Genomic DNA, 19,514 nt, shown 5'->3' with positions numbered 1-19,514 from the left:
ATGTTAATTAAAATATGAATGTTATTTGATTCAAATCATAGTGAAGTGATTATGTTAATCATCAGTATTTCTTATTGTGGACAGCAGCTTATAGAAACATTCGGTTAACTGATTTAACTCATCGTTCGCATTTGCGATCGTGCTAATTTGGTGGTAAAACAAGCGCAAATAGAAATCAGACTCATTAATTTTAAAAATGAAATCGTAATGAATATTTACTTTTGAGCCTTTAACCTGAGTTGAATATGAAAACGATTCTTACTATTATTATTTTAATCATTATTTATTAGTGGTGGAATTTCTCTGAACTCTGGTTTGCTAATGCGTTATAACGAGAGGCTTACATGCATCTGATCCCACAGCGCTCCTACAAAATTGTTGGTTTCTCACCTGAAATTAGCCCGGCTTACCGACAAAAATTATTATCACTGGGTATGCTTCCCGGCTCTTCATTTAATGTTGTCCGCCTGGCGCCATTAGGTGATCCCATTCAGATAGAAACCCGCAGAGTCAGTCTGGTGGTGCGTAAAAAAGATTTAGACCTACTGACGCTAGACCTGCAACCCTAATATTTCAAATTAACTTCTTATTCTGGCTGTGAGGTGATGTATCAAAACCACCTTGCATAGGCTGACTTTAATTTACTGATATCACGTTGGATCATGAAAGCACTCACAATTGGCCTAATTGGCAACCCCAATGCGGGTAAAACTACCCTTTTCAACCAGTTAACTGGGGCTCGCCAGCGGGTAGGTAACTGGGCCGGGGTCACTGTTGAGCGCAAAGAGGGCCACTTCAGCACCGCACAGCATCAGGTGACTTTGGTTGACCTGCCGGGAACCTACTCACTCACCACCATTTCTGAACAAACCTCGCTGGATGAGCAGATTGCTTGCCACTATATCTTGAGCGGCGAAGCGGACTTGTTGATTAACGTGGTTGATGCCGCCAATCTGGAGCGCAATCTCTATCTGACACTGCAACTGATAGAGTTAGGTATCCCCTGTGTCGTGGCCCTCAATATGCTGGATATCGCCAAAAGTCAGCACATTGATATTGATATCGAAGCACTCTCTCAGCAGTTGGGCTGCCCGGTTATTCCGCTGGTTTCTACGCGGGGGCAGGGTATCAATGAATTAAAAAACAGCATTGATGAGCTTCAGCCTGTTCCCTTCAAGGCGCTGGTTAACTACCCGTCGGTGCTACTTAGTGAAGTGGATAAGTTGGTGCAGGCGATGCCTGAGTCCTGGCCAGTGCAGCAGCGTCGCTGGCTGGCACTGCAAATATTAGAGGGTGATATCTATAGCCTGGCTCGCGCTGGCATCTCCCCTTCTATCGTGGAACTGGCCCGTGAAAATCTGCGGCAAAACCAGCACGAAGATCCGGAACTGGTGATCGCCGATGCCCGCTATCAAAGCATTGCCCGTATCTGCGATATCGTCGGTAACTCACAGCAAGCTGAGCCAAATCGCCTGACCCAAGTGCTTGATAAAGTGATTCTGAATCGCTGGTTAGGTGTACCTATCTTCTTGTTTGTCATGTACTTAATGTTCGTCTTAGCCATTAATATCGGCGGGGCGTTACAACCGATATTTGATATCGGCTCTGCTGCCATCTTTATTCAAGGGATACAGTGGGTTGGCTATACACTGCATTTCCCGCAGTGGCTAACTATCTTCCTGGCTCAAGGTGTCGGCGGCGGTATCAACACCGTGCTACCACTGGTGCCACAAATTGGCATGATGTACCTGTTCCTCTCCTTTTTGGAAGACTCCGGTTATATGGCCCGTGCCGCCTTTGTTATGGACCGGTTGATGCAGGCGCTGGGGTTACCGGGTAAATCTTTTGTGCCACTGATTGTCGGTTTCGGCTGTAATGTGCCGTCGATTATGGGCGCACGTACCTTGGATGCTCAACGCGAGCGCTTGATAACTATCATGATGGCACCGTTTATGTCCTGTGGCGCACGGCTGGCTATATTTGCTGTATTTGCCGCCGCATTCTTCGGCCAGGATGGAGCCAGTGTCGTCTTTTCTCTCTATTTGTTAGGTATTGCCGTCGCCATCCTCACTGGATTGGTACTGAAATACACCATCATGCGCGGTGAAGCATCACCCTTTGTGATGGAGTTACCGGTTTACCACGTGCCACACCTCAAAAGCCTATTATTACAAACCTGGCAGCGGCTAAAAGGCTTTGTTCTGCGCGCCGGGAAGGTGATTGTTATCGCCAGTATTTTTATCGGTGGCCTGAATAGTTTTTCTTTTAGTGGTCAAGCGGTGGATAGCATCAATGATTCAGCACTGGCCTCTGTCAGTAAAGTATTGACTCCGTTACTGGCCCCGATGGGGATCCATGAAGATAACTGGCAGGCAACCGTTGGGTTGGTGACTGGCGCGATGGCGAAAGAAGTGGTGGTGGGGACACTGAATACCCTTTACACCGCTGAGCAAATTAACAACCAGCCTTTTGATGCTGAAAACTTTAATTTATTGAGTGAATTGTCCGGTGCAGTTGGTGCCACCTGGCAGGGATTAAAAGATACCTTCAGCCTCAGTGTGTTAGCTAACCCCATTGAGGCCAGCAAAGGTGATGGTGAAATGGCAGCCGGTTCGATGGGGATGATGAGCAGTAAGTTCGGCTCCAGTATCTCTGCCTACAGCTACCTGATTTTTGTCTTGTTGTATGTGCCTTGTGTCTCGGTGATGGGGGCCATTGCGCGGGAAACCAGCCGGGGCTGGATGACCTTCTCAATACTGTGGGGGCTAAATGTTGCGTACTCACTGGCAACCTTGTTCTATCAAGCCGCTACCTTCCGTGACCACCCACAGCAGAGCCTCGGTATTATCGCCTTAGTTATTATTATTAATGCGCTGATTCTGTTTGGTTTACGTCGTGCTCGTAGCCGGGTCACGGTGAGGCTACAAAACAGTGCGCCAGCCAGTTGTTGCCAAAGTTCTGGTAATGACTGTCATTAATAAGGAGGTAAAAGTGGCAAGCCTGGTGCAATTACGCGATGCCATCGCCCTTAGCGGCAGTGCTGATGCGAACCAGTTGAGTCATCAATTGGCGATGCCTTTACCTCTGGTTGAGGCAATGCTGGAAAAGTTGACGGCGATGGGCAAGATTGAACGCATTGAGCAAGATAATAGCGGCTGCCTAACCGGCAGTTGCAAGAGTTGTCCTGAGGGGAAAAATCAATGTAGCACGGTGATTTACCAGTTAAAAAATCATCGTTAAGTTAAATGAGATGCCCACTTGGGCATCCCTGATGATATTATTTATAGACTTCTGCATCCGCATCAAACTTCTTCTTCTCGCGCTCGGCAATAATCACATAATACTTACCGCCTTTCTCATCTGCTAATTTTGACAACTCTTGCTTCACATCCATGGGTGAGGTTGCCTGACCCGAGGTAGTGACTGTGCCTATCTTCTCGTAATTCTTCGCTTCTTCTTTGGTAATTTCTTTAGCCGCCATCGCGCCAAAAGAAACCCCAGTCACCACCAGAGCTACAGCCAGATTTTTCAATAAATTCATGCCAAATACCTCGCAAATGAAGGATTACTGCTTACACATGTCATACCAAGACAGTAACAATTATTAATTAAATTTAGTATTTAGCTATTAAATCACTGATTAAATTTTACTTAGCTATGTATTGCTCTGTTGGGCGAAATCCACGACGAGTTGAGAAAACGCCTCAGGATGAGAGACAAAAGGAGCATGCGCAGAGCCTGGCATCACCACCGATTGAGTATGCGGCCACTGGCTGTTTAGCAATGCAGCCACTTTGCGTGGTACCAAGCCATCCAGATAACCATAAATACGCAAGAATGGGAGCGAACAGTCTGCCAATTCTTCGCGTAAATCTGCCGTCCGCAGAATATCCAGCCCGCCGGTCAACACCGCCACTTCCGGCATTTGGTGCTGTAATACAACCGCTTTCAGCAAACGGGCGTCCTGGCGTGCGCTTTCCGTTCCCAGCGTTTGTAATGCCAGAAAACGCTCCACAGTGCGCTGGAAATCCTCACTAAGTTGTTGCTGGAAACCGGCCAATACTTCCGGGCGAATCCCTGGCCACTCGTCATGGGCCGTAAAACAAGGAGAAGACGAAACCGTGATCAAGCCACGAACACGCTCAGGGTGGCTCAAGGCAATCTGGCTAGCAACCAATCCGCCCATTGACCAGCCAAGCCAGATTGCTTGCTGCGGCGCTTGCTGTAAGACTATTTCAGCCATTTCTGACAGTGACATTGCGCCAAATTCAGTGCTACGTCCATATCCTGGGAGGTCGACCAAGTGCAGGCGAAAATGCGGCGCGAGTCGATCAATTATGCAATGCCATACCCCTGCATTCAGCCCCCACCCGTGCAGCAACACAAGACAGCGATCGCCTTCACCACAGATGTTCCAATAAAGTTGTTTCATACGCTAGTATCCTGACCAATCCTAAATTGCAATCGTGTTAGCCGCCATGTCAGGCATCTTGCCGGATTCAATTGTTTAATGGAAATAGAGCATATACCCAAAGTCATTGGAGTTGCAGGTAGGCGGCAAGATAACTCATCCCGATGAGCTTACATAAGTAAGTGATTCGGGTGAGTGCGCGCAGCCAAACCCTGCGGTGGCAAGAACGAAGGGTATTTAAGGAAGATAACTATGCTAACAATCGTCAGCCCTTGTTGGCTATGCCAGCAACCGCTATATCATCCAAAGCACGGTATTTGTGGCTACTGCCGCCGCCACTTCCCCCCCATTACCGCCTTGCTGTCCTTACTGTGGCTTACCTTGTAGCAATACTGTTTTGCCTTGTGGCCGCTGCCTGAAACAGCCACCGCGCTGGATGAGTATGACAGCGGTCAGTGATTATGCCCCGCCACTGGATGGGTTGATAAAAAAGCTCAAATTTAACGGGACAACCTCACTGGCTCCGGTACTGGCCCGATTATTATTACTACGCTGGCTCGATGCCAAACGGCGCGGAAAAGTCATCAAACCAGACAGAATTATCAGTGTGCCACTACACCGTTGGCGTTGTTGGCGGCGTGGGTATAATCAAACAGATTTATTAGCGCGACCATTGGCACACTGGATCGGTTGTCACTACAGCAATAACACCTTACGGCGTATTCGCGCGACGCCCCCTCAGCAGCAATTAAAAGCCGCAGCACGCCGTAAAAATATGCAGGGAATATTTCGCTGTATGGAGTCAGTTCGCGGCCAACATATTGCTTTGCTAGATGATGTTGTAACAACTGGCAGTACCGTGAATGAAATTGCCAAGCTACTATGGGCTGAGGGGATCGCCTCATTGCAAGTCTGGTGTATCTGTCGAACCTTGTAGTCACCCTATCAATGGGCGTATTATAACCGACAAGAGTAGTCAACTATTGAGCAGATGCCATGATCACAATAACAGACGCAGCACAATCTCATTTTGCCAAACTGTTGGCAAATCAAGAAGAAGGCACCCAAATCCGCGTATTTGTTATCAACCCCGGTACACCAACCGCTGAATGCGGTGTGTCTTACTGCCCACCGGATGCCGTTGAAGCAACAGATACCGAACTGAAATTCGAGCAGTTATCAGCCTATATTGATGAGCTGAGCAAACCTTATCTGGAAGATGCTGAAATCGATTTCGTCACTGACCAGTTAGGTTCACAGCTAACGCTGAAAGCGCCTAACGCCAAAATGCGCAAAGTGGATGATAACGCTCCGCTGATGGAGCGAGTTGAGTATGTTCTGCAATCGCAGATTAATCCGCAATTGGCCGGTCACGGTGGTCGTGTCACCTTAATGGAAATCACGCCAGATGCGTTAGCTATCCTGCAATTCGGTGGCGGTTGTAACGGTTGTTCTATGGTCGATGTGACCTTGAAAGAAGGCATCGAGAAAGAGCTGTTACAGAAATTCCCAGAATTGAAAGGTGTGAGAGATTTGACCGAGCATCAGCGCGGCGAGCACTCTTATTACTAATTAGCCTACGTCCTTGGCGCTACAGCTGCGTTAGCTGCGCTCGCGCACCCGAATCACTGGCTGGTCTTGACCTTAAGATATAAGTCAGCTCATCGGGACTTGCTCGTTTGCTGCCTTGCTGTAACACCAATGACTTTGGCTAATATATTTATCAATGCTGACAAAGTCAGATGCCAAACTAAGGGGAAACGTGCCGTTGGGGTCGTAGCGGCTTAGGCCGCCGGAGTGCCCCTGGGTACGGTAAACCCTTGGCTCACCGGCTTTATTGTTGATTTTGTCATCATATTCAGGGGGATTTCTCCCCCTTTTACTTCTTATACTTTTCCTGAATCACCCAGGAATCACCCCGCTGAAACATTCTTACGGCGCTTATCCAAATCTTTCAATAAACGATTAATTTGCTCATCGGCAAACATCTCTTCCAATGTTGCCGTCAACTTTCGCCGCCAGTTTGGATATTCATCACTGGTGCCTGGAATATTTACTGGAGTGGCCATATCCAGCCAATCTTCCGGCTGCAAACCCAATAATGCACTGGCACTGTCGGCAACATAGCGCTGCAATCCACGATTAAGAACCGGGCTCATCGACAACAACGACGCTTTATGACCCACTTTCTTTGGCACGCAATCATAATGATGCAACCCTTCTAGCAAGCCTTGTTTCGCACGTTCTCTATCAAGATAAAGCTGTTTCAATATCTGTTGGTCCGGATATAGCCCCAGCTTATTCCCCAACGTCAAATCATCACTTTGCCAATAACCGCGCAGCGTCGGCAGATCATGAGTGGTGATGGTTGCCATCGCTTGTACCGGATAAGACTGTGGCGCACGGAAAGTGTTTTCGCTGTCATGCTCAAAATAGAGCACTTTATAGGAATACACTCCGCTGTCGCGCAGCTTACCGACAATCTCAACCGGCACCGTACCTAAATCTTCACCAATCACCATGCAGCGATGGCGCTGACTTTCTAACGCTAATATCGCCAGCAGATCATCAACCGGGTATTTGACATAAGCCCCTTGATCCGCCGTTTGGCCGTAAGGAATCCACCACAGACGCAATAACGCCATCACGTGATCAATACGCAGCGCGCCACAACTGGTCATATTAGCCCGCAACAAATCAATAAAAGGCTGATAAGCGCGAGCAGCCATGACGTGCGGATCCATTGGTGGCAACCCCCAGTTCTGGCCCAGCGGCCCTAAAATATCGGGCGGCGCTCCCACTGAAGCTTTAAGGCAATATAACTCACGATCGCACCAAGTTTCAGCGCCGCCTTCTGCCACACCTACCGCCAAATCGCGATACAACCCCAACGGCATTTTCCGTGTTTGACTGGCACGGAAACAGTCCTCAAACTGGCTGGCCGCCAACCACTGTAGCCACAGGTAGAAGTTCACTTCATCAGCATGCTCACGACTGAAATCAGCCACAGCACTGCTGTGCCCATCGCGATATTTTTCCGGCCATACTGGCCAGCCCCACATCATGGGGTCGTTTTTACTCAAATGAGCATGCAAAGCATCAAAAGCGGCCTGTTGATGCAGGCTACTTCCACCCTGTTCAACAAAACGGTGGAATGCCTGTACCCGAGCATCTTTGGTTTTGCGCGCCGTAAAAAGTGGGAAAGCCAAACGCAAAGCGGTCAACTTGAGCTGCATGACCTGCGGATAATCAACCCATTCACTGGCACGCGCTTTCGCCAGCGCGCCTTGTATCTCGGGCTGATGCCACCAGGTCTGCGCCGCCTCGCTATGCTGGAATTCATCCACGCGATTGACATCAATATAAATCACATTCAGCCAGCGCCGGGAAGAAGGGCTGTAAGGGCTGGCACTATGTGGGTTGGCCGGATACAGTGCATGAATCGGGTTAAGACCAATAAAGGCCCCACCGCGCTCAGCGACCTGCTCCAACATCTGATTGAGGTCGCCAAAATCACCGATACCCCAGTTATGATCGGAGCGCAGGGTATACAACTGAACACAGGCTCCCCAGAGTTTTTTCCCTGCCAGCAGGGCATCTGGCTCATAGCAACGTTTCGGAGCAACGATAACCGAGCACTGCCACTGCTGTAAGCCTTGTTCCAATACCAAGCGGTGATAGCCTTGCGGCAGTGAGGCCGGCAATGTCAGCGTTTTTTTTGGCGCTGATACGCCCTTGATGCAAATCACCTTTTTCGGTCTGTAACTGCCAGTGATAATCGCCTGATCCCGCCATTGGCAGTTGCATTGCGCTGCCAAAAGTAAATATTTTTACCGGTGGTAATGGTGCTTTTTCTGTCTGAGAATCAGGGGGCACACTGGTGCGTCCCATGGCCGCCAACAACTGCTGCTTGGTTTGTGCTGAAATAGCCTGCGACTTACCATGCGCATTAATATAATTGGCGGCAATCCCTGCCAGTGTCGCTGCTTGATCGAGCGATTTACGATCCATGCAGTCTTCTCCTTAACGTTTGGCTTGCCAGATTCGCGTTTGATAATCGCGAATTGAACGGTCAGAACTGAACATCCCTACCCGGGCAGTGTTAAGAATGGTACGGCGGGTCCATTCATCCTTATCGCGGTACAGGGCATCAATTTGCTGCTGTGCCTGACAATATGAAGCAAAATCAGCCAGTACCAGATAAGGGTCGCCCCCTTCCAACAAGCTATGCAACATCATGTCAAATGCGTGTTTATCACCTTGGCTAAATGCGCCGCTGGCCAGCTCATCCAGAATGCTTTTCAGATGCGCGTCAGCTTTCAAATAAGTCTGTGGCTTATAACCTTGCGCCAGAATGGCTTTTACCTGTTCAACAGTGTTGCCGAATATAAAGATATTCTCATCACCCACTTGCTCAGCAATTTCGACGTTAGCGCCATCCAGCGTACCCACCGTCAACGCACCATTCAGTGCCAGTTTCATATTGCCAGTGCCGGAAGCTTCTTTGCCCGCAGTTGAAATCTGCTCGGAGACATCCGCTGCGGGGATCATCAACTCAGCAACCGAAACTTTGTAATCCGGGATAAAGACCACTTTCAGGCGATCTTTAACAATCGGATCGTTATTGATCTTCTCAGCAGCCTGATTAATTGCATAAATAATATTCTTGGCTAAATAATAGCCCGGCGCTGCTTTAGCGCCAAACAGGAACACACGCGGGACAATATCCAGATTTGGGTTATCGCGGATCTGACGATACAGCGACAGAATATGCAGCAGATTCAAATGCTGACGTTTATATTCATGCAAGCGCTTAATCTGCACATCAAAGATGGCATCCGGGTTAATGGTTATCCCCATTACGCGCTTAACATATTCAGCTAACTTAACTTTATTGTCGTATTTGATCTGCTGATAGCGATTGCGGAAAGCGTTATCTTCGGCATAAGGCTCAAGCCCGGCTAATGCATCCAGATCATTCGCCCATTCCACTTTTAATGTGTCATCAATCAAACCAGACAGTGCTGGGTTACATTGCTTCAACCAGCGGCGGGGCGTAATGCCATTGGTAACGTTGTGGAATTTATTTGGCCACAACTGATAGTATTCAGGGAATAAATCTTTGATAACCAAATCTGAGTGCAACTGCGCGACGCCATTGACCGCAAAGCCGCTGACCACGCACAGATTTGCCATCCGCACCTGCTTATTATGGTGGACTGCCAGCTTGGCCCAAACCTCTTCATCGCCCGGCCATTGCTTATCGACCAACTTCTTAAATTGCGCATTGATCTGCTTGATGATGACAAAATGACGCGGCAGCAAGCTGCGCACCAGTTTTTCATCCCAGCACTCAAGGGCTTCTGGCATCAAGGTGTGGTTGGTATAGGCGAAGGTTTTACTGGTGATAGCCCAAGCCGCATCCCAGCTCAGCTGATGTTCATCCAACAATACGCGCAGCATTTCAGGAATGGCGATAGTCGGGTGAGTATCATTCAACTGAATAACTTCATAATCCGGCAGTTCAGCCAGCTTGCGGCCTGCCAAATGGTGCTTACGTAAGATATCCGCCACCGAACAAGCGCACTGGAAATATTGTTGCATCAGCCGCAGGCGTTTACCGGCCAGATGGTTATCATTCGGATATAGCACTTTAGTCAGCTTTTCTGCTTCAACACCGTTTTTTTCAGCCAGCAGGAATTTACCATCATTAAAGTTTGTTAAATCAAATGGATGCTGGTGAGTTGCCTGCCATAAGCGCAATGGCTGAGTGACGCCATTACGAAAGCCCAGCACCGGTAAATCCCAAGCTTCGCCACGTAAGGTAAAGGCCGGACACCATAACTGACGGCCATCCGCTTGTTTCTCCAGCTTGCCACCAAAACCGACATCCACCGCCAGCGCGGCATTGTGGCGGAACCACGGGTAGCTCTCGCGCAGCCAATTATCCGGAGCTTCCTGCTGCTTACATTCACTGAAAGATTGGCGGAACAAACCGTATTGATAATTCAGACCATAACCGGTGGCGGGTTGCTCAACTGTCGCCATCGAATCAAGGAAACAAGCTGCCAGACGCCCCAAGCCACCATTGCCCAATGCTGGGTCGGTTTCCTGCTCTAACAGGTCACTTAGATTAACCTGTTGCTCAGCTAACAGCGCCTCTACCTGGTCATACCACCCCAGGTTAATCAGGTTATTAGCGGTTAAACGGCCAATTAAAAACTCCATTGAAATGTAGTTAACATGGCGCTGTACTTTTTTGGCTTTACCGGGGGCGGGCTGAGCAGACAACTGTTCGGCTAATGCTGCACTGACCGCTTCCCACCATTGGTGCTGGGTCATTTGCTGAGCGGAGGTTAAGCCAAAGCGCTGCCACTGGCGGGCAAGTGCGGCCAGAAAATCGTCCTTTTTAAGCATAGGCTGTGACATAGGGAGGTCTCTATCCTGTGAGTGGGGTAATTTTACCCTTATCCTGCCAATGAGAACTGACAAGAGCATCATCCTGCCGGACGATTAGCTGGGGATGAGTCGCAGGGCGTAGCTAAAATTGTGATCCGGTGCAACTTACAGCCATAGGAAACATTAACTCTATTGCAATAAGATGCCCATTATCAGACCTTAGCAGTGCTGATTAATTACGAGGCTAAAAATAATTACTCTTATGAATGCCTGTAACAACTTCCTACAAATGGACATATCAATCGCCAGGACGTCTTCTCACCGGATCTCTTTAAAACCGGACATAGCATGCTGATCCCATCAAAACTGAGCCGCCCGGTACGGCTGCAAAATACCGTGATACGTGATCGCTTGTTAGTGAAGTTATCAGGTGTCGCCAATTACCGTCTGACCTTAATAAATTGCCCGGCGGGGTATGGTAAAACGACGTTGATCGCTCAGTGGGCAGCCGATCAGTCCGATCTCGGGTGGTATTCTCTCGATGAAAGTGACAATCAGCCTGAACGTTTTGCGACCTATTTGGTGGCAGCGATCCAATTGGCGACCGGAGGCCATTGCAGCAAAAGTGAGGCCATAAGCCAAAAGCATCAATATGCCAGCCTCTCTGCGCTGTTCGCACAATTATTTATCGAGCTGTCCGAGTGGGATGGCCCGCTGTATCTGGTTATTGATGATTATCATCTGATTACCAATGATGCCATTCATGAAGCTATGCGCTTTTTCCTGCGTCATCAGCCAGAAAATCTGACATTGATTATGCTCTCGCGTACCTTGCCGCCACTGGGGATTGCCAACTTGCGAGTTCGCGACCAGTTGTTGGAATTAGGTATGCAGCAGTTGGCATTTAACCATCAGGAGGCGCAGCAATTCTTCGATTGCCGCCTCTCAGTGCCGCTGGAACAAGGTGATAGCAGCCGCCTGTGTGATGAAGTTGAAGGCTGGGCGACGGCGCTGCAATTGATCGCGCTATCATCTCGCCAGCCTAACTCCTCGGCACAAAAATCAGCAAAACGACTGGCAGGTCTAAATGCCAGCCATTTGTCAGACTATTTGGTCGATGAAGTGCTGGATCAGGTCGATAGCGATGCACGCGCCTTCCTGCTGCGTTGTTCGGTTTTGCGCTCGATGAATGATGCGCTGATTGTGCGCCTGACCGGTGAAGATAACGGCCAGCAACGGCTGGAAGAGTTGGAGCGCCAGGGCTTATTTATTCATCGCATGGATGATAGCGGCGAATGGTTCTGTTTCCATCCGTTGTTCGCCACCTTCCTGCGCCAGCGTTGTCAATGGGAAATGGCATTAGAGTTACCAGAGTTGCACCATGCTGCGGCTGAAGGTTGGCTGGCGCTGGGCTATCCGGCGGAAGCCATTCACCATGCATTAGCGGCGGGTGATGTCGGCATGTTGCGCGATATCTTGTTGCAACACGCCTGGACGCTGTTTAACCACAGTGAGTTAGCCTTGTTGGAACAATGCCTGGTCGCGCTGCCCTATTCTTTATTGGTACAAAATCCTGAACTGGCGCTGCTACAGGCCTGGCTGGCGCAAAGCCAGCATCGCTACGGTGAAGTTAACACCTTGCTTGAGCGCGCCGAATCGGCAATGCAGGAACGTAAAATTCCTATTGATGAGATTTTGCGGGCAGAATTCGATGCTTTGCGTGCTCAGGTGGCCATCAATGCCGGTAAACCGGAAGAAGCTGAAAAGCTGGCAACAGATGCACTGAAATATCTGCCAATGGCGAACTTTTACAGCCGTATTGTCGCCACTTCAGTCACCGGTGAAGTTCATCATTGCAAAGGCGAGTTGAGCCGCGCGCTGCCGATGATGCAGCAAACAGAGCAAATGGCACGCCGCCACGAAGCCTATCACTATGCTTTATGGGCATTATTGCAGCAAAGTGAAATTCTGATCGCACAAGGCTTCCTGCAAGCAGCTTATGAAACACAAGATAAAGCCTTTGATTTAATTCATGAACAGCATCTTGAACAACTGCCGATGCATGAATTCCTGTTGCGCATTCGCTCTCAGGTATTGTGGTCGTGGTCACGGCTGGATGAAGCCGAAGAAGCTGCGCGTAAAGGGATTGAAATTCTGGTGAATTACCAGCCACAGCAGCAATTACAGTGTCTGGCGATGCTGGCCAAATGCTCATTGGCGCGCGGTGATCTGGATAATGCCAATATGTACATTCAGCGCTGCGAGGCGCTGCAACACGGCAGCCAATATCATCTTGATTGGATTACCAATGCTGATAAGCCACGGGTTATTCACTGGCAAATGACTGGCGACAAAGCCGCAGCGGCAAATTGGCTGCGTCAGGCCGAAAAACCGGGTATGGCCGATAATCACTTTTTGCAGGGCCAGTGGCGCAACATTGCGCGGATACAGATTATGTTGGGCCGTTTTAATGAAGCGGAAGTGGTGCTGGACGAACTCAATGAGAATGCCCGTCGCTTGCGTCTCACCAGTGATCTTAACCGTAATCTATTGTTAAGTAACATTCTTTATTGGCAAACTGAACGGAAAAGTGAAGCACAAAAAGCGCTGATTGAATCCCTCTCATTGGCTAATCGCACCGGCTTTATCAGTCATTTCGTGATTGAGGGTGAGGTGATGGCGCAGCAGCTGCGCCAGCTAATTCAACTCAATGCTCTGCCAGAATTAGAACAGCATCGCGCCCAGCGCATTCTGAAAGATATTAATCAGCATCATCGGCATAAATTTGCTCATTTCGATGAGATCTTCGTCGATAAGCTGCTAACTCACCCACAAGTGCCAGAACTGATTCGCACCAGCCCGCTAACACAACGCGAATGGCAGGTCTTGGGGCTAATTTATTCCGGCTACAGTAATGACCAAATCGCTGGCGAGCTGGAAGTGGCTGCCACCACCATTAAGACCCACATTCGTAATTTGTATCAAAAATTGGGGGTTGCTCATCGGCAAGATGCGGTGCAGCAAGCGCAACGTTTATTACAGATGATGGGGTATGTTTAATAAAATTGTGTTATTTAATTTAAATATCAGTTGGTTAAATTAATATTTATCTCTCTGGCGGGGGAATGCAGTAAATAACCATTCTATTTGACTGGTCTTTATTGATGAAAAATTGATTACAATCTTGCACTTAAATTGTCAATCGCGATAAAGGTCATTAGCAATATGGAACAGTTTGAAACAATCAGTATTGAGCAGGCCTATAACCGCCTAAAAGAACACCAAGCAGTTTTAGTTGATATCCGCGATCCGCAAAGTTTTGAAGCGGGCCATGCACCTGAGGCGTTTCATCTGACCAACAGCAGCTTGCATACTTTTATGCAACAGACTGATTTTGAACAACCGGTGATGGTGATGTGCTATCACGGCAATAGCAGTAAAGGTGCAGCACAGTATCTGCTCCAACAAGGCTTTGAAGCGGTTTACAGTATTGATGGTGGTTTTGAAGCCTGGGCAAGAAGCTATCCGCAAGACGTGGTACAGGCCAGTTAGCTAATACTCACCCGATTGTGATATTTTTAAGCACTTTAATTAAAATCTCGTTAGACGGTGATAGACAAAATGGTTCGTGTAATAGCAATTTCTAATCTACGTCTGGCGCAGGCTTTCGTTGATTATATGGCCACTCGCCATGTGGCACTGGAAGTGAAGCCAGATTCTCACGGTGCGGAGATTTGGCTTACCGATGATGAGCAATTACCCCAGGTACAGCATGAGCTGGAGCAGTTTTTACTCGACCCTCTCAATCCACGCTATCAAGCTGCCAGTTGGCAATCAGGCAATCTGCATTCTAATTTGCCTTATCAGCGTTTTTCTTATCTCCAAACTCTGCGCAGTCAGGCTGGGCCACTGACACTGAGTGTCATGGTGCTGTGTATCGCCATCTATATTCTGATGCAAATCGTCGGTGATGGTGCAGTGATGTCCTGGCTGGCATGGCCGCGCGATAACAGCCAGTATCTGCAAATCTGGCGTTGGGTCAGCCATGCTTTTTTACATTTTTCGCTGCTGCATATCCTGTTTAACCTCATGTGGTGGTGGTATCTGGCCGGGCAGATGGAAAAACGGCTTGGCACCGGCAAATTGCTGGTATTAACTATTGTTTCAGCCTTATTCAGTGGCTGGGGGCAATCGCTGTTTAGCGGTGTGAATTTTGGCGGCCTTTCTGGTGTAGTTTATGCCCTGATGGGCTATGTCTGGCTGACTGGTGAACGCGCACCCGAGCGGGGTATCTCGCTGCCACGTGGTTTGATGGCTTTCTCGGTTCTCTGGCTGGTTGCTGGATATTTCGATATTTTAGGGTTGTCGATTGCCAATGCAGCGCATGTTTCAGGCTTGATTATTGGGTTACTGATGGCATTTTGGGATACGCGCAACAGCGCAAAAACCACACAATAACTGTCTGGAATAGCCAGGCACATTAGGGGATTATCGTGAAGCAAACGCAGCGGCATGATGCGATTATTGAATTGGTTCGCCAACAGGGCTACGTCAGTACTGAAGAGCTAGTGGAACATTTTGCCGTGAGTCCGCAAACCATCCGACGCGATTTGAATGATTTGGCGGACCAAAACAAGATTCATCGTCATCATGGCGGTGCGGCGTTACCCTCCAGCTCAGTCAATGCGGCTTATAACGACCGTAAAGTGATGTGGTCGGAAGAAAAGGCGCGTATTGCCCAGCGAGTTGCCAGCCAGATCCCCGATGGCGCGACCCTGTTTATTGATATCGGCACCACACCGGAGGCGGTAGCCCACGCTTTGATGAATCATAAAGGTCTGCGCGTGGTCACCAACAATCTCAACGTAGCCACCTTACTGACCGCTAAAGAAGATTTCCGTCTGATTCTGGCGGGCGGCGAAGTGCGTACCCGTGATGGTGGAATTATTGGTGAAGCCACATTGGACTTCATTTCTCAGTTCCGCCTTGATTACGGCATCCTCGGTATTAGCGGCATTGATATGGACGGTTCCCTGTTGGAGTTTGATTACCATGAAGTGCGCACCAAGCGGGCGATTATTGAAAACTCCCGTTGTGTGATGTTGGTAACCGACCATTCCAAGTTTGGCCGTAATGCGATGGTGAATCTGGGGAATATGAATCTGATCGATTATTTGTTTACCGATCAGATGCCCCCAGCCAGTGTGATGAAGATTATTGAACAGCATGAAGTTCAACTGGAGTTGTGTTAGCCGTTTGTTTTGGTGATTCAGTTCGGTTGTCAGAACTTCACAGCTCATTTAGCCACCGATGAACCAACCGCCAAAGGGCGCGCGGCCACATCCTTTGGCGGTTGAGGCTACGGAGATAAGTGAATCACTGAACTTATGACAACCGAACCAGATCACTGAACAGTTAACCACTAAACCTGAACACTCATCCACCACACCAGATCTTATCTATTCTTGCTTTGTGAAAAACAAAAAGGGACACCAATGTGCCCCTTTTGTCATCTTACAAAACTAAATCTAAATCAGATCTTTGGCCCTGCGCTAACCAACGCAGCCCCTGCTGGGGTATCGGTATATTTATCGAAGTTAGTGGTAAAACGCTTCGCCAAATCTTCGGCTTTCTCCTGCCACTGCGCGACATCCGCGTAAGTATCGCGCGGGTCGAGGATTGCGGGGTCTACGCCTGGTAATGCCATCGGCACGGCCAGATCGAAGATTGGCAGGGTAAAGGTTTCAGCTTTATCAATTTCACCATTCAGAATGGCGTCAATGATGGCTCGGGTATCTTTGATGGAAATACGTTTGCCGGTGCCATTCCAGCCGGTGTTGACCAGATAAGCTTGAGCGCCCACCGCTTGCATACGTTTAACCAATACTTCTGCATATTGTGTTGGATGCAGTGACAAGAATGCCGCACCAAAACAAGCAGAGAAGGTTGGTGTTGGCTCAGTGACACCGCGCTCAGTACCCGCCAGCTTGGCTGTAAAGCCAGATAGGAAGTGATACTGGGTTTGATTTGCCGTCAGGCGAGATACCGGCGGTAATACGCCAAAGGCATCGGCAGTCAGGAAAATAACCTTGGTGGCATGACCTGCTTTAGAGACTGGCTTAACAATATTTTCAATGTGGTAGATAGGGTAAGAAACACGGGTGTTTTCAGTTTTGGAACCGTCATTGAAATCAACAGTACCATCTGGTAGCACCACCACATTCTCCAGCAATGCATCACGCTTAATCGCATGATAAATATCGGGTTCTGCTTCTTCGGATAACTTGATGGTTTTGGCGTAGCAGCCCCCTTCAAAGTTAAATACGCCGTCATCATCCCAACCATGTTCATCATCGCCGATCAACTTGCGTTTCGGATCAGTGGACAGAGTGGTTTTACCGGTACCGGACAAGCCGAAGAAGATAGCCACATCGCCTTTTTCACCGACATTAGCCGAGCAGTGCATGGAAGCAATGCCTTTCAGTGGCAACAGGTAGTTCATCATTGAGAACATACCTTTCTTCATTTCACCGCCATACCATGTGCCGCCAATCAGCTGCATACGTTCTGTCAGGTTAAAGGCGACAAAGTTCTCTGAATTCAGGCCTTGCTCTTTCCAGTTTGGGTTAGTGCATTTAGCGCCATTCATGACGATAAAATCAGGCTCGAAATGGGCCAATTCTTCATCAGTTGGGCGGATAAACATGTTTTTAACGAAATGTGCTTGCCAGGCCACTTCAGTAACAAAGCGAACTTGCAGACGGGTATCGGCATTAGCACCGCAGAATGTGTCAACAACAAACAGGCGCTTACCAGACAGTTGATTAGTGACCAACCCTTTCAGGTGAGTCCAGGTCTCTTGGCTTAGCGGTTTATTATCATTCTTACCTTTGCCCTGATCGGCCCACCACACGGTATCTTGAGTGATAGCATCGCGGACAATATATTTATCTTTTGGCGAGCGGCCGGTAAAGATACCGGTATCTACCGCAATTGCTCCTGTGTTGGTGAGGGTTCCGCGCTCGTATCCTTCGAGTGTGGGTTTAGTCTCTTCCTGGAACAGTAAATCATAGCTTGGGTTGTAAACAATCTCGCTGACGTTATGGATGCCATAGGCGGCGAGCTCCTGCGGGGTAATTCCTTTAACACTCATGTCATAACTCCTGGATCGTCAATTTTCTACCAGCGATTGTAATTACTCATCCCCGATTAACAGCGATAGCGTTCAAATATTTCAATATATGACCTACTTTTCGCTAGGTTATGAGAGATAGGACACGGATTGTCGCAAGTATGAAACGGCAGAAGAAATGGCTGGGCACGAGTCAGCACCCAACCAAGTATTACGAGAATTAATGAATTTGTTCTGATGAAGGGCTGTTACCGCTTTTTAATGTGGCAATGTCGACCGCATCAAACAGGTAGTGAGTACCGCAATACTCGCAATTCATATCAATATTGCCATCTTGTTCCAGCATCTCTTTGACATCATCTTCGGATAGCGTCACTAATGCATCGGCGCAACGTTCGCGAGAACAGGTACAGCGGAAACTGACATTTTGTGGTTCGTAAAGTGTCACTTCTTCCTGATGATATAAACGATACAGCACCTCATTGGCCGGCAGGGTGAATAGCTCCTCGGCTTTGATGGTGGTAGTGAGCTGTGCGAGATGATCAAATTCATCTTCATTACGCTCCTGTGCGGGTAGAACTTGCAACAGCATACCGCCTGCGGCAGGTTTACCTTCCACATCACCGGTGCGGATAAACAGGCGGGTAGGTAGCTGTTCTGACTGCATAAAGTAATTTTCCAGGCAGGCGGCGATAGTCTCACCTTCCAATGCCACTACGCCTTGATAGCGCTCACCCTGTGCAGGCGTGATGGTTATGACCAGATAGCCACTGTTGCCCATCATCTCTTTCAGCGTACTTTCATCACTGATTTCACCTTTAAAGCGGGCGACACCGCGCATTTCTTGCTGGTTATTGCCGTTAATCACTGCCAGTGAGAGTGGGCCTTCCCCACCTTGTAACTGTACCGTGATATCACCGTCAAATTTGAGGGTCGCGGTCAGCAGACTGGTCGCGACCAACATTTCACCCAACAGTTTTTGTACCGCTGGAGGGTAGTCATGATTAGCGAGCACCTGTTGGTAGGTTTCATTGACTGAAACCAGTTCACCGCGCACAGCATGGTTAGCGAACAGGTAGCGCTGCAGTTGATCATGATTAGATTGATCGTGATTAGCTTGATCGTGATTAGACATAGGTTTCTCTCTTTCTGGCTGCAAGCAGTTTACTCAGGCTCGCCTTGTTTAAATTTGATTAGATTGCGACGCTCTTTTTTATCCGGTCGCCGATCCGGATGTGGCATGGTCAGAGCATTGAGCTTACGTGCTTGTGCCACTTTCTCGCGGTTAGCAATGCTGGCCTCAGTTTCTTCATACAATGCCTGCGCTTCACTTGCGCCTCTGCGCTGGTGGTGTAGCGCCAAGACCCGTACCGTGCGCTCATCGTTACCTTGGCGCAAACGAATTTCAGCATTGATTTCAACCAGCTTACTCGGTTTACCACGCTGCCCGTTGTAATGGACTTTGCCGCCATCCACCATTTCCCGCGCTATTGCTCTGGTTTTGTAAAACCGGGCGGCCCAAAGCCATTTATCTAGCCGAACCGATTCGTCCGAGACTGCTTTCTCTTTCAT

The 19,514-nt window shown here is 48.7% G+C and carries 14 protein-coding genes and 2 pseudogenes; 9 read left to right on the top strand and 7 right to left on the bottom strand.

Annotation, left to right across the window (positions count from 1 at the left end; translation table 11 throughout):
• The first annotated feature begins 344 nt into the window (after positions 1-344).
• From feoA to FGL26_RS14710, 3 genes are all read left to right on the top strand, one after another.
• A complete protein-coding gene (gene feoA / locus FGL26_RS14720; protein WP_004702177.1) occupies positions 345-569 on the top strand; it encodes a ferrous iron transporter A in 225 nt (74 codons plus the stop codon).
• 93 nt (positions 570-662) lie between these two features.
• The gene (gene feoB / locus FGL26_RS14715; RefSeq protein WP_005174749.1) at positions 663-2,978 is read left to right on the top strand and encodes a Fe(2+) transporter permease subunit FeoB; all 2,316 of its coding nucleotides are present in this window, start codon (positions 663-665) and stop codon (positions 2,976-2,978) included.
• A 13-nt stretch (positions 2,979-2,991) separates the two neighbouring features.
• Entirely contained in the window at positions 2,992-3,240 is a 249-nt protein-coding gene (locus tag FGL26_RS14710; RefSeq protein WP_005174747.1) for a FeoC-like transcriptional regulator, read from the top strand.
• A 37-nt stretch (positions 3,241-3,277) separates the two neighbouring features.
• On the opposite strand, the gene FGL26_RS14705 is transcribed toward FGL26_RS14710, so the two are convergent.
• Together FGL26_RS14705 and bioH are read right to left on the bottom strand one after the other, a co-directional pair.
• A complete protein-coding gene (locus tag FGL26_RS14705) occupies positions 3,278-3,541 on the bottom strand; it encodes a YdgH/BhsA/McbA-like domain containing protein (protein ID WP_005174745.1) in 264 nt (87 codons plus the stop codon).
• A gap of 114 nt (positions 3,542-3,655) precedes the next feature.
• Positions 3,656-4,432 carry a pimeloyl-ACP methyl ester esterase BioH gene (bioH, locus tag FGL26_RS14700; RefSeq protein WP_005174743.1) on the bottom strand — a complete coding sequence of 259 codons (777 nt, stop codon included), beginning with the start codon at positions 4,430-4,432 and terminating at the stop codon, positions 3,656-3,658.
• Between the two features lie 231 nt (positions 4,433-4,663).
• Between bioH and gntX the strand changes: the two are divergent.
• A pseudogene (gene gntX / locus FGL26_RS14695) lies at positions 4,664-5,348 on the top strand (DNA utilization protein GntX).
• A 59-nt stretch (positions 5,349-5,407) separates the two neighbouring features.
• Entirely contained in the window at positions 5,408-5,983 is a 576-nt protein-coding gene (gene nfuA / locus FGL26_RS14690; RefSeq protein WP_005159611.1) for a Fe-S biogenesis protein NfuA, read from the top strand.
• A gap of 341 nt (positions 5,984-6,324) precedes the next feature.
• Here nfuA and malQ read toward each other — a convergent pair.
• Together malQ and malP are read right to left on the bottom strand one after the other, a co-directional pair.
• Positions 6,325-8,422: pseudogene (malQ, locus tag FGL26_RS14685) on the bottom strand (4-alpha-glucanotransferase).
• A 12-nt stretch (positions 8,423-8,434) separates the two neighbouring features.
• Positions 8,435-10,840 (bottom strand): maltodextrin phosphorylase, encoded by a 2,406-nt coding sequence (gene malP, locus FGL26_RS14680; RefSeq protein ID WP_032912860.1) that lies wholly within the window; start codon positions 10,838-10,840, stop codon positions 8,435-8,437.
• Between the two features lie 318 nt (positions 10,841-11,158).
• On the opposite strand from malP, the gene malT reads away from it, so the two are divergent.
• The 4 genes from malT to FGL26_RS14660 all read left to right on the top strand — a co-directional run bounded on the left by malT (position 11,159) and on the right by FGL26_RS14660 (position 16,062).
• Complete coding sequence (gene malT / locus FGL26_RS14675; protein WP_005174727.1) at positions 11,159-13,870, top strand: HTH-type transcriptional regulator MalT; 2,712 nt, start codon at positions 11,159-11,161, stop codon at positions 13,868-13,870.
• Between the two features lie 165 nt (positions 13,871-14,035).
• The gene (gene glpE, locus FGL26_RS14670; RefSeq protein ID WP_005174725.1) at positions 14,036-14,362 is read left to right on the top strand and encodes a thiosulfate sulfurtransferase GlpE; all 327 of its coding nucleotides are present in this window, start codon (positions 14,036-14,038) and stop codon (positions 14,360-14,362) included.
• 69 nt (positions 14,363-14,431) lie between these two features.
• Positions 14,432-15,268 carry a rhomboid family intramembrane serine protease GlpG gene (gene glpG / locus FGL26_RS14665; protein WP_032912862.1) on the top strand — a complete coding sequence of 279 codons (837 nt, stop codon included), beginning with the start codon at positions 14,432-14,434 and terminating at the stop codon, positions 15,266-15,268.
• 35 nt (positions 15,269-15,303) lie between these two features.
• Positions 15,304-16,062 carry a DeoR/GlpR family transcriptional regulator gene (locus FGL26_RS14660; RefSeq protein WP_005157500.1) on the top strand — a complete coding sequence of 253 codons (759 nt, stop codon included), beginning with the start codon at positions 15,304-15,306 and terminating at the stop codon, positions 16,060-16,062.
• Between the two features lie 281 nt (positions 16,063-16,343).
• Here FGL26_RS14660 and pckA read toward each other — a convergent pair whose 3' ends face one another.
• From pckA to hslR, 3 genes are all read right to left on the bottom strand, one after another.
• A complete protein-coding gene (pckA, locus tag FGL26_RS14655) occupies positions 16,344-17,963 on the bottom strand; it encodes a phosphoenolpyruvate carboxykinase (ATP) (protein ID WP_005159660.1) in 1,620 nt (539 codons plus the stop codon).
• Positions 17,964-18,162: 199 nt separating this feature from the next.
• Positions 18,163-19,077 (bottom strand): Hsp33 family molecular chaperone HslO, encoded by a 915-nt coding sequence (gene hslO, locus FGL26_RS14650; RefSeq protein ID WP_005159662.1) that lies wholly within the window; start codon positions 19,075-19,077, stop codon positions 18,163-18,165.
• A 29-nt stretch (positions 19,078-19,106) separates the two neighbouring features.
• Positions 19,107-19,514, bottom strand: a complete 408-nt coding sequence (hslR, locus tag FGL26_RS14645) for a ribosome-associated heat shock protein Hsp15 (protein ID WP_005159667.1) — start codon at positions 19,512-19,514, stop codon at positions 19,107-19,109.

The organism is Yersinia enterocolitica subsp. enterocolitica, from assembly GCF_901472495.1.
In the GTDB taxonomy this organism is placed as follows: Bacteria; Pseudomonadota; Gammaproteobacteria; order Enterobacterales; family Enterobacteriaceae; genus Yersinia; species Yersinia enterocolitica.
Note: the sequence above shows the minus strand (reverse complement) of the source record. Positions and strands in the feature narration are given on the sequence as shown.

Coding starts and splice junctions, on each gene's coding strand:
- FGL26_RS14705 (WP_005174745.1), bottom strand. CDS start 3,541: ATGAATTTATTGAAAAATCTGGCTGTAGCTCTGGTGGTGACTGGGGTT.
- malP (WP_032912860.1), bottom strand. CDS start 10,840: ATGTCACAGCCTATGCTTAAAAAGGACGATTTTCTGGCCGCACTTGCC.
- bioH (WP_005174743.1), bottom strand. CDS start 4,432: ATGAAACAACTTTATTGGAACATCTGTGGTGAAGGCGATCGCTGTCTT.
- hslO (WP_005159662.1), bottom strand. CDS start 19,077: ATGTCTAATCACGATCAAGCTAATCACGATCAATCTAATCATGATCAA.
- nfuA (WP_005159611.1), top strand. CDS start 5,408: ATGATCACAATAACAGACGCAGCACAATCTCATTTTGCCAAACTGTTG.
- pckA (WP_005159660.1), bottom strand. CDS start 17,963: ATGAGTGTTAAAGGAATTACCCCGCAGGAGCTCGCCGCCTATGGCATC.
- hslR (WP_005159667.1), bottom strand. CDS start 19,514: ATGAAAGAGAAAGCAGTCTCGGACGAATCGGTTCGGCTAGATAAATGG.
- feoB (WP_005174749.1), top strand. CDS start 663: ATGAAAGCACTCACAATTGGCCTAATTGGCAACCCCAATGCGGGTAAA.
- feoA (WP_004702177.1), top strand. CDS start 345: ATGCATCTGATCCCACAGCGCTCCTACAAAATTGTTGGTTTCTCACCT.
- malT (WP_005174727.1), top strand. CDS start 11,159: ATGCTGATCCCATCAAAACTGAGCCGCCCGGTACGGCTGCAAAATACC.
- glpG (WP_032912862.1), top strand. CDS start 14,432: ATGGTTCGTGTAATAGCAATTTCTAATCTACGTCTGGCGCAGGCTTTC.
- glpE (WP_005174725.1), top strand. CDS start 14,036: ATGGAACAGTTTGAAACAATCAGTATTGAGCAGGCCTATAACCGCCTA.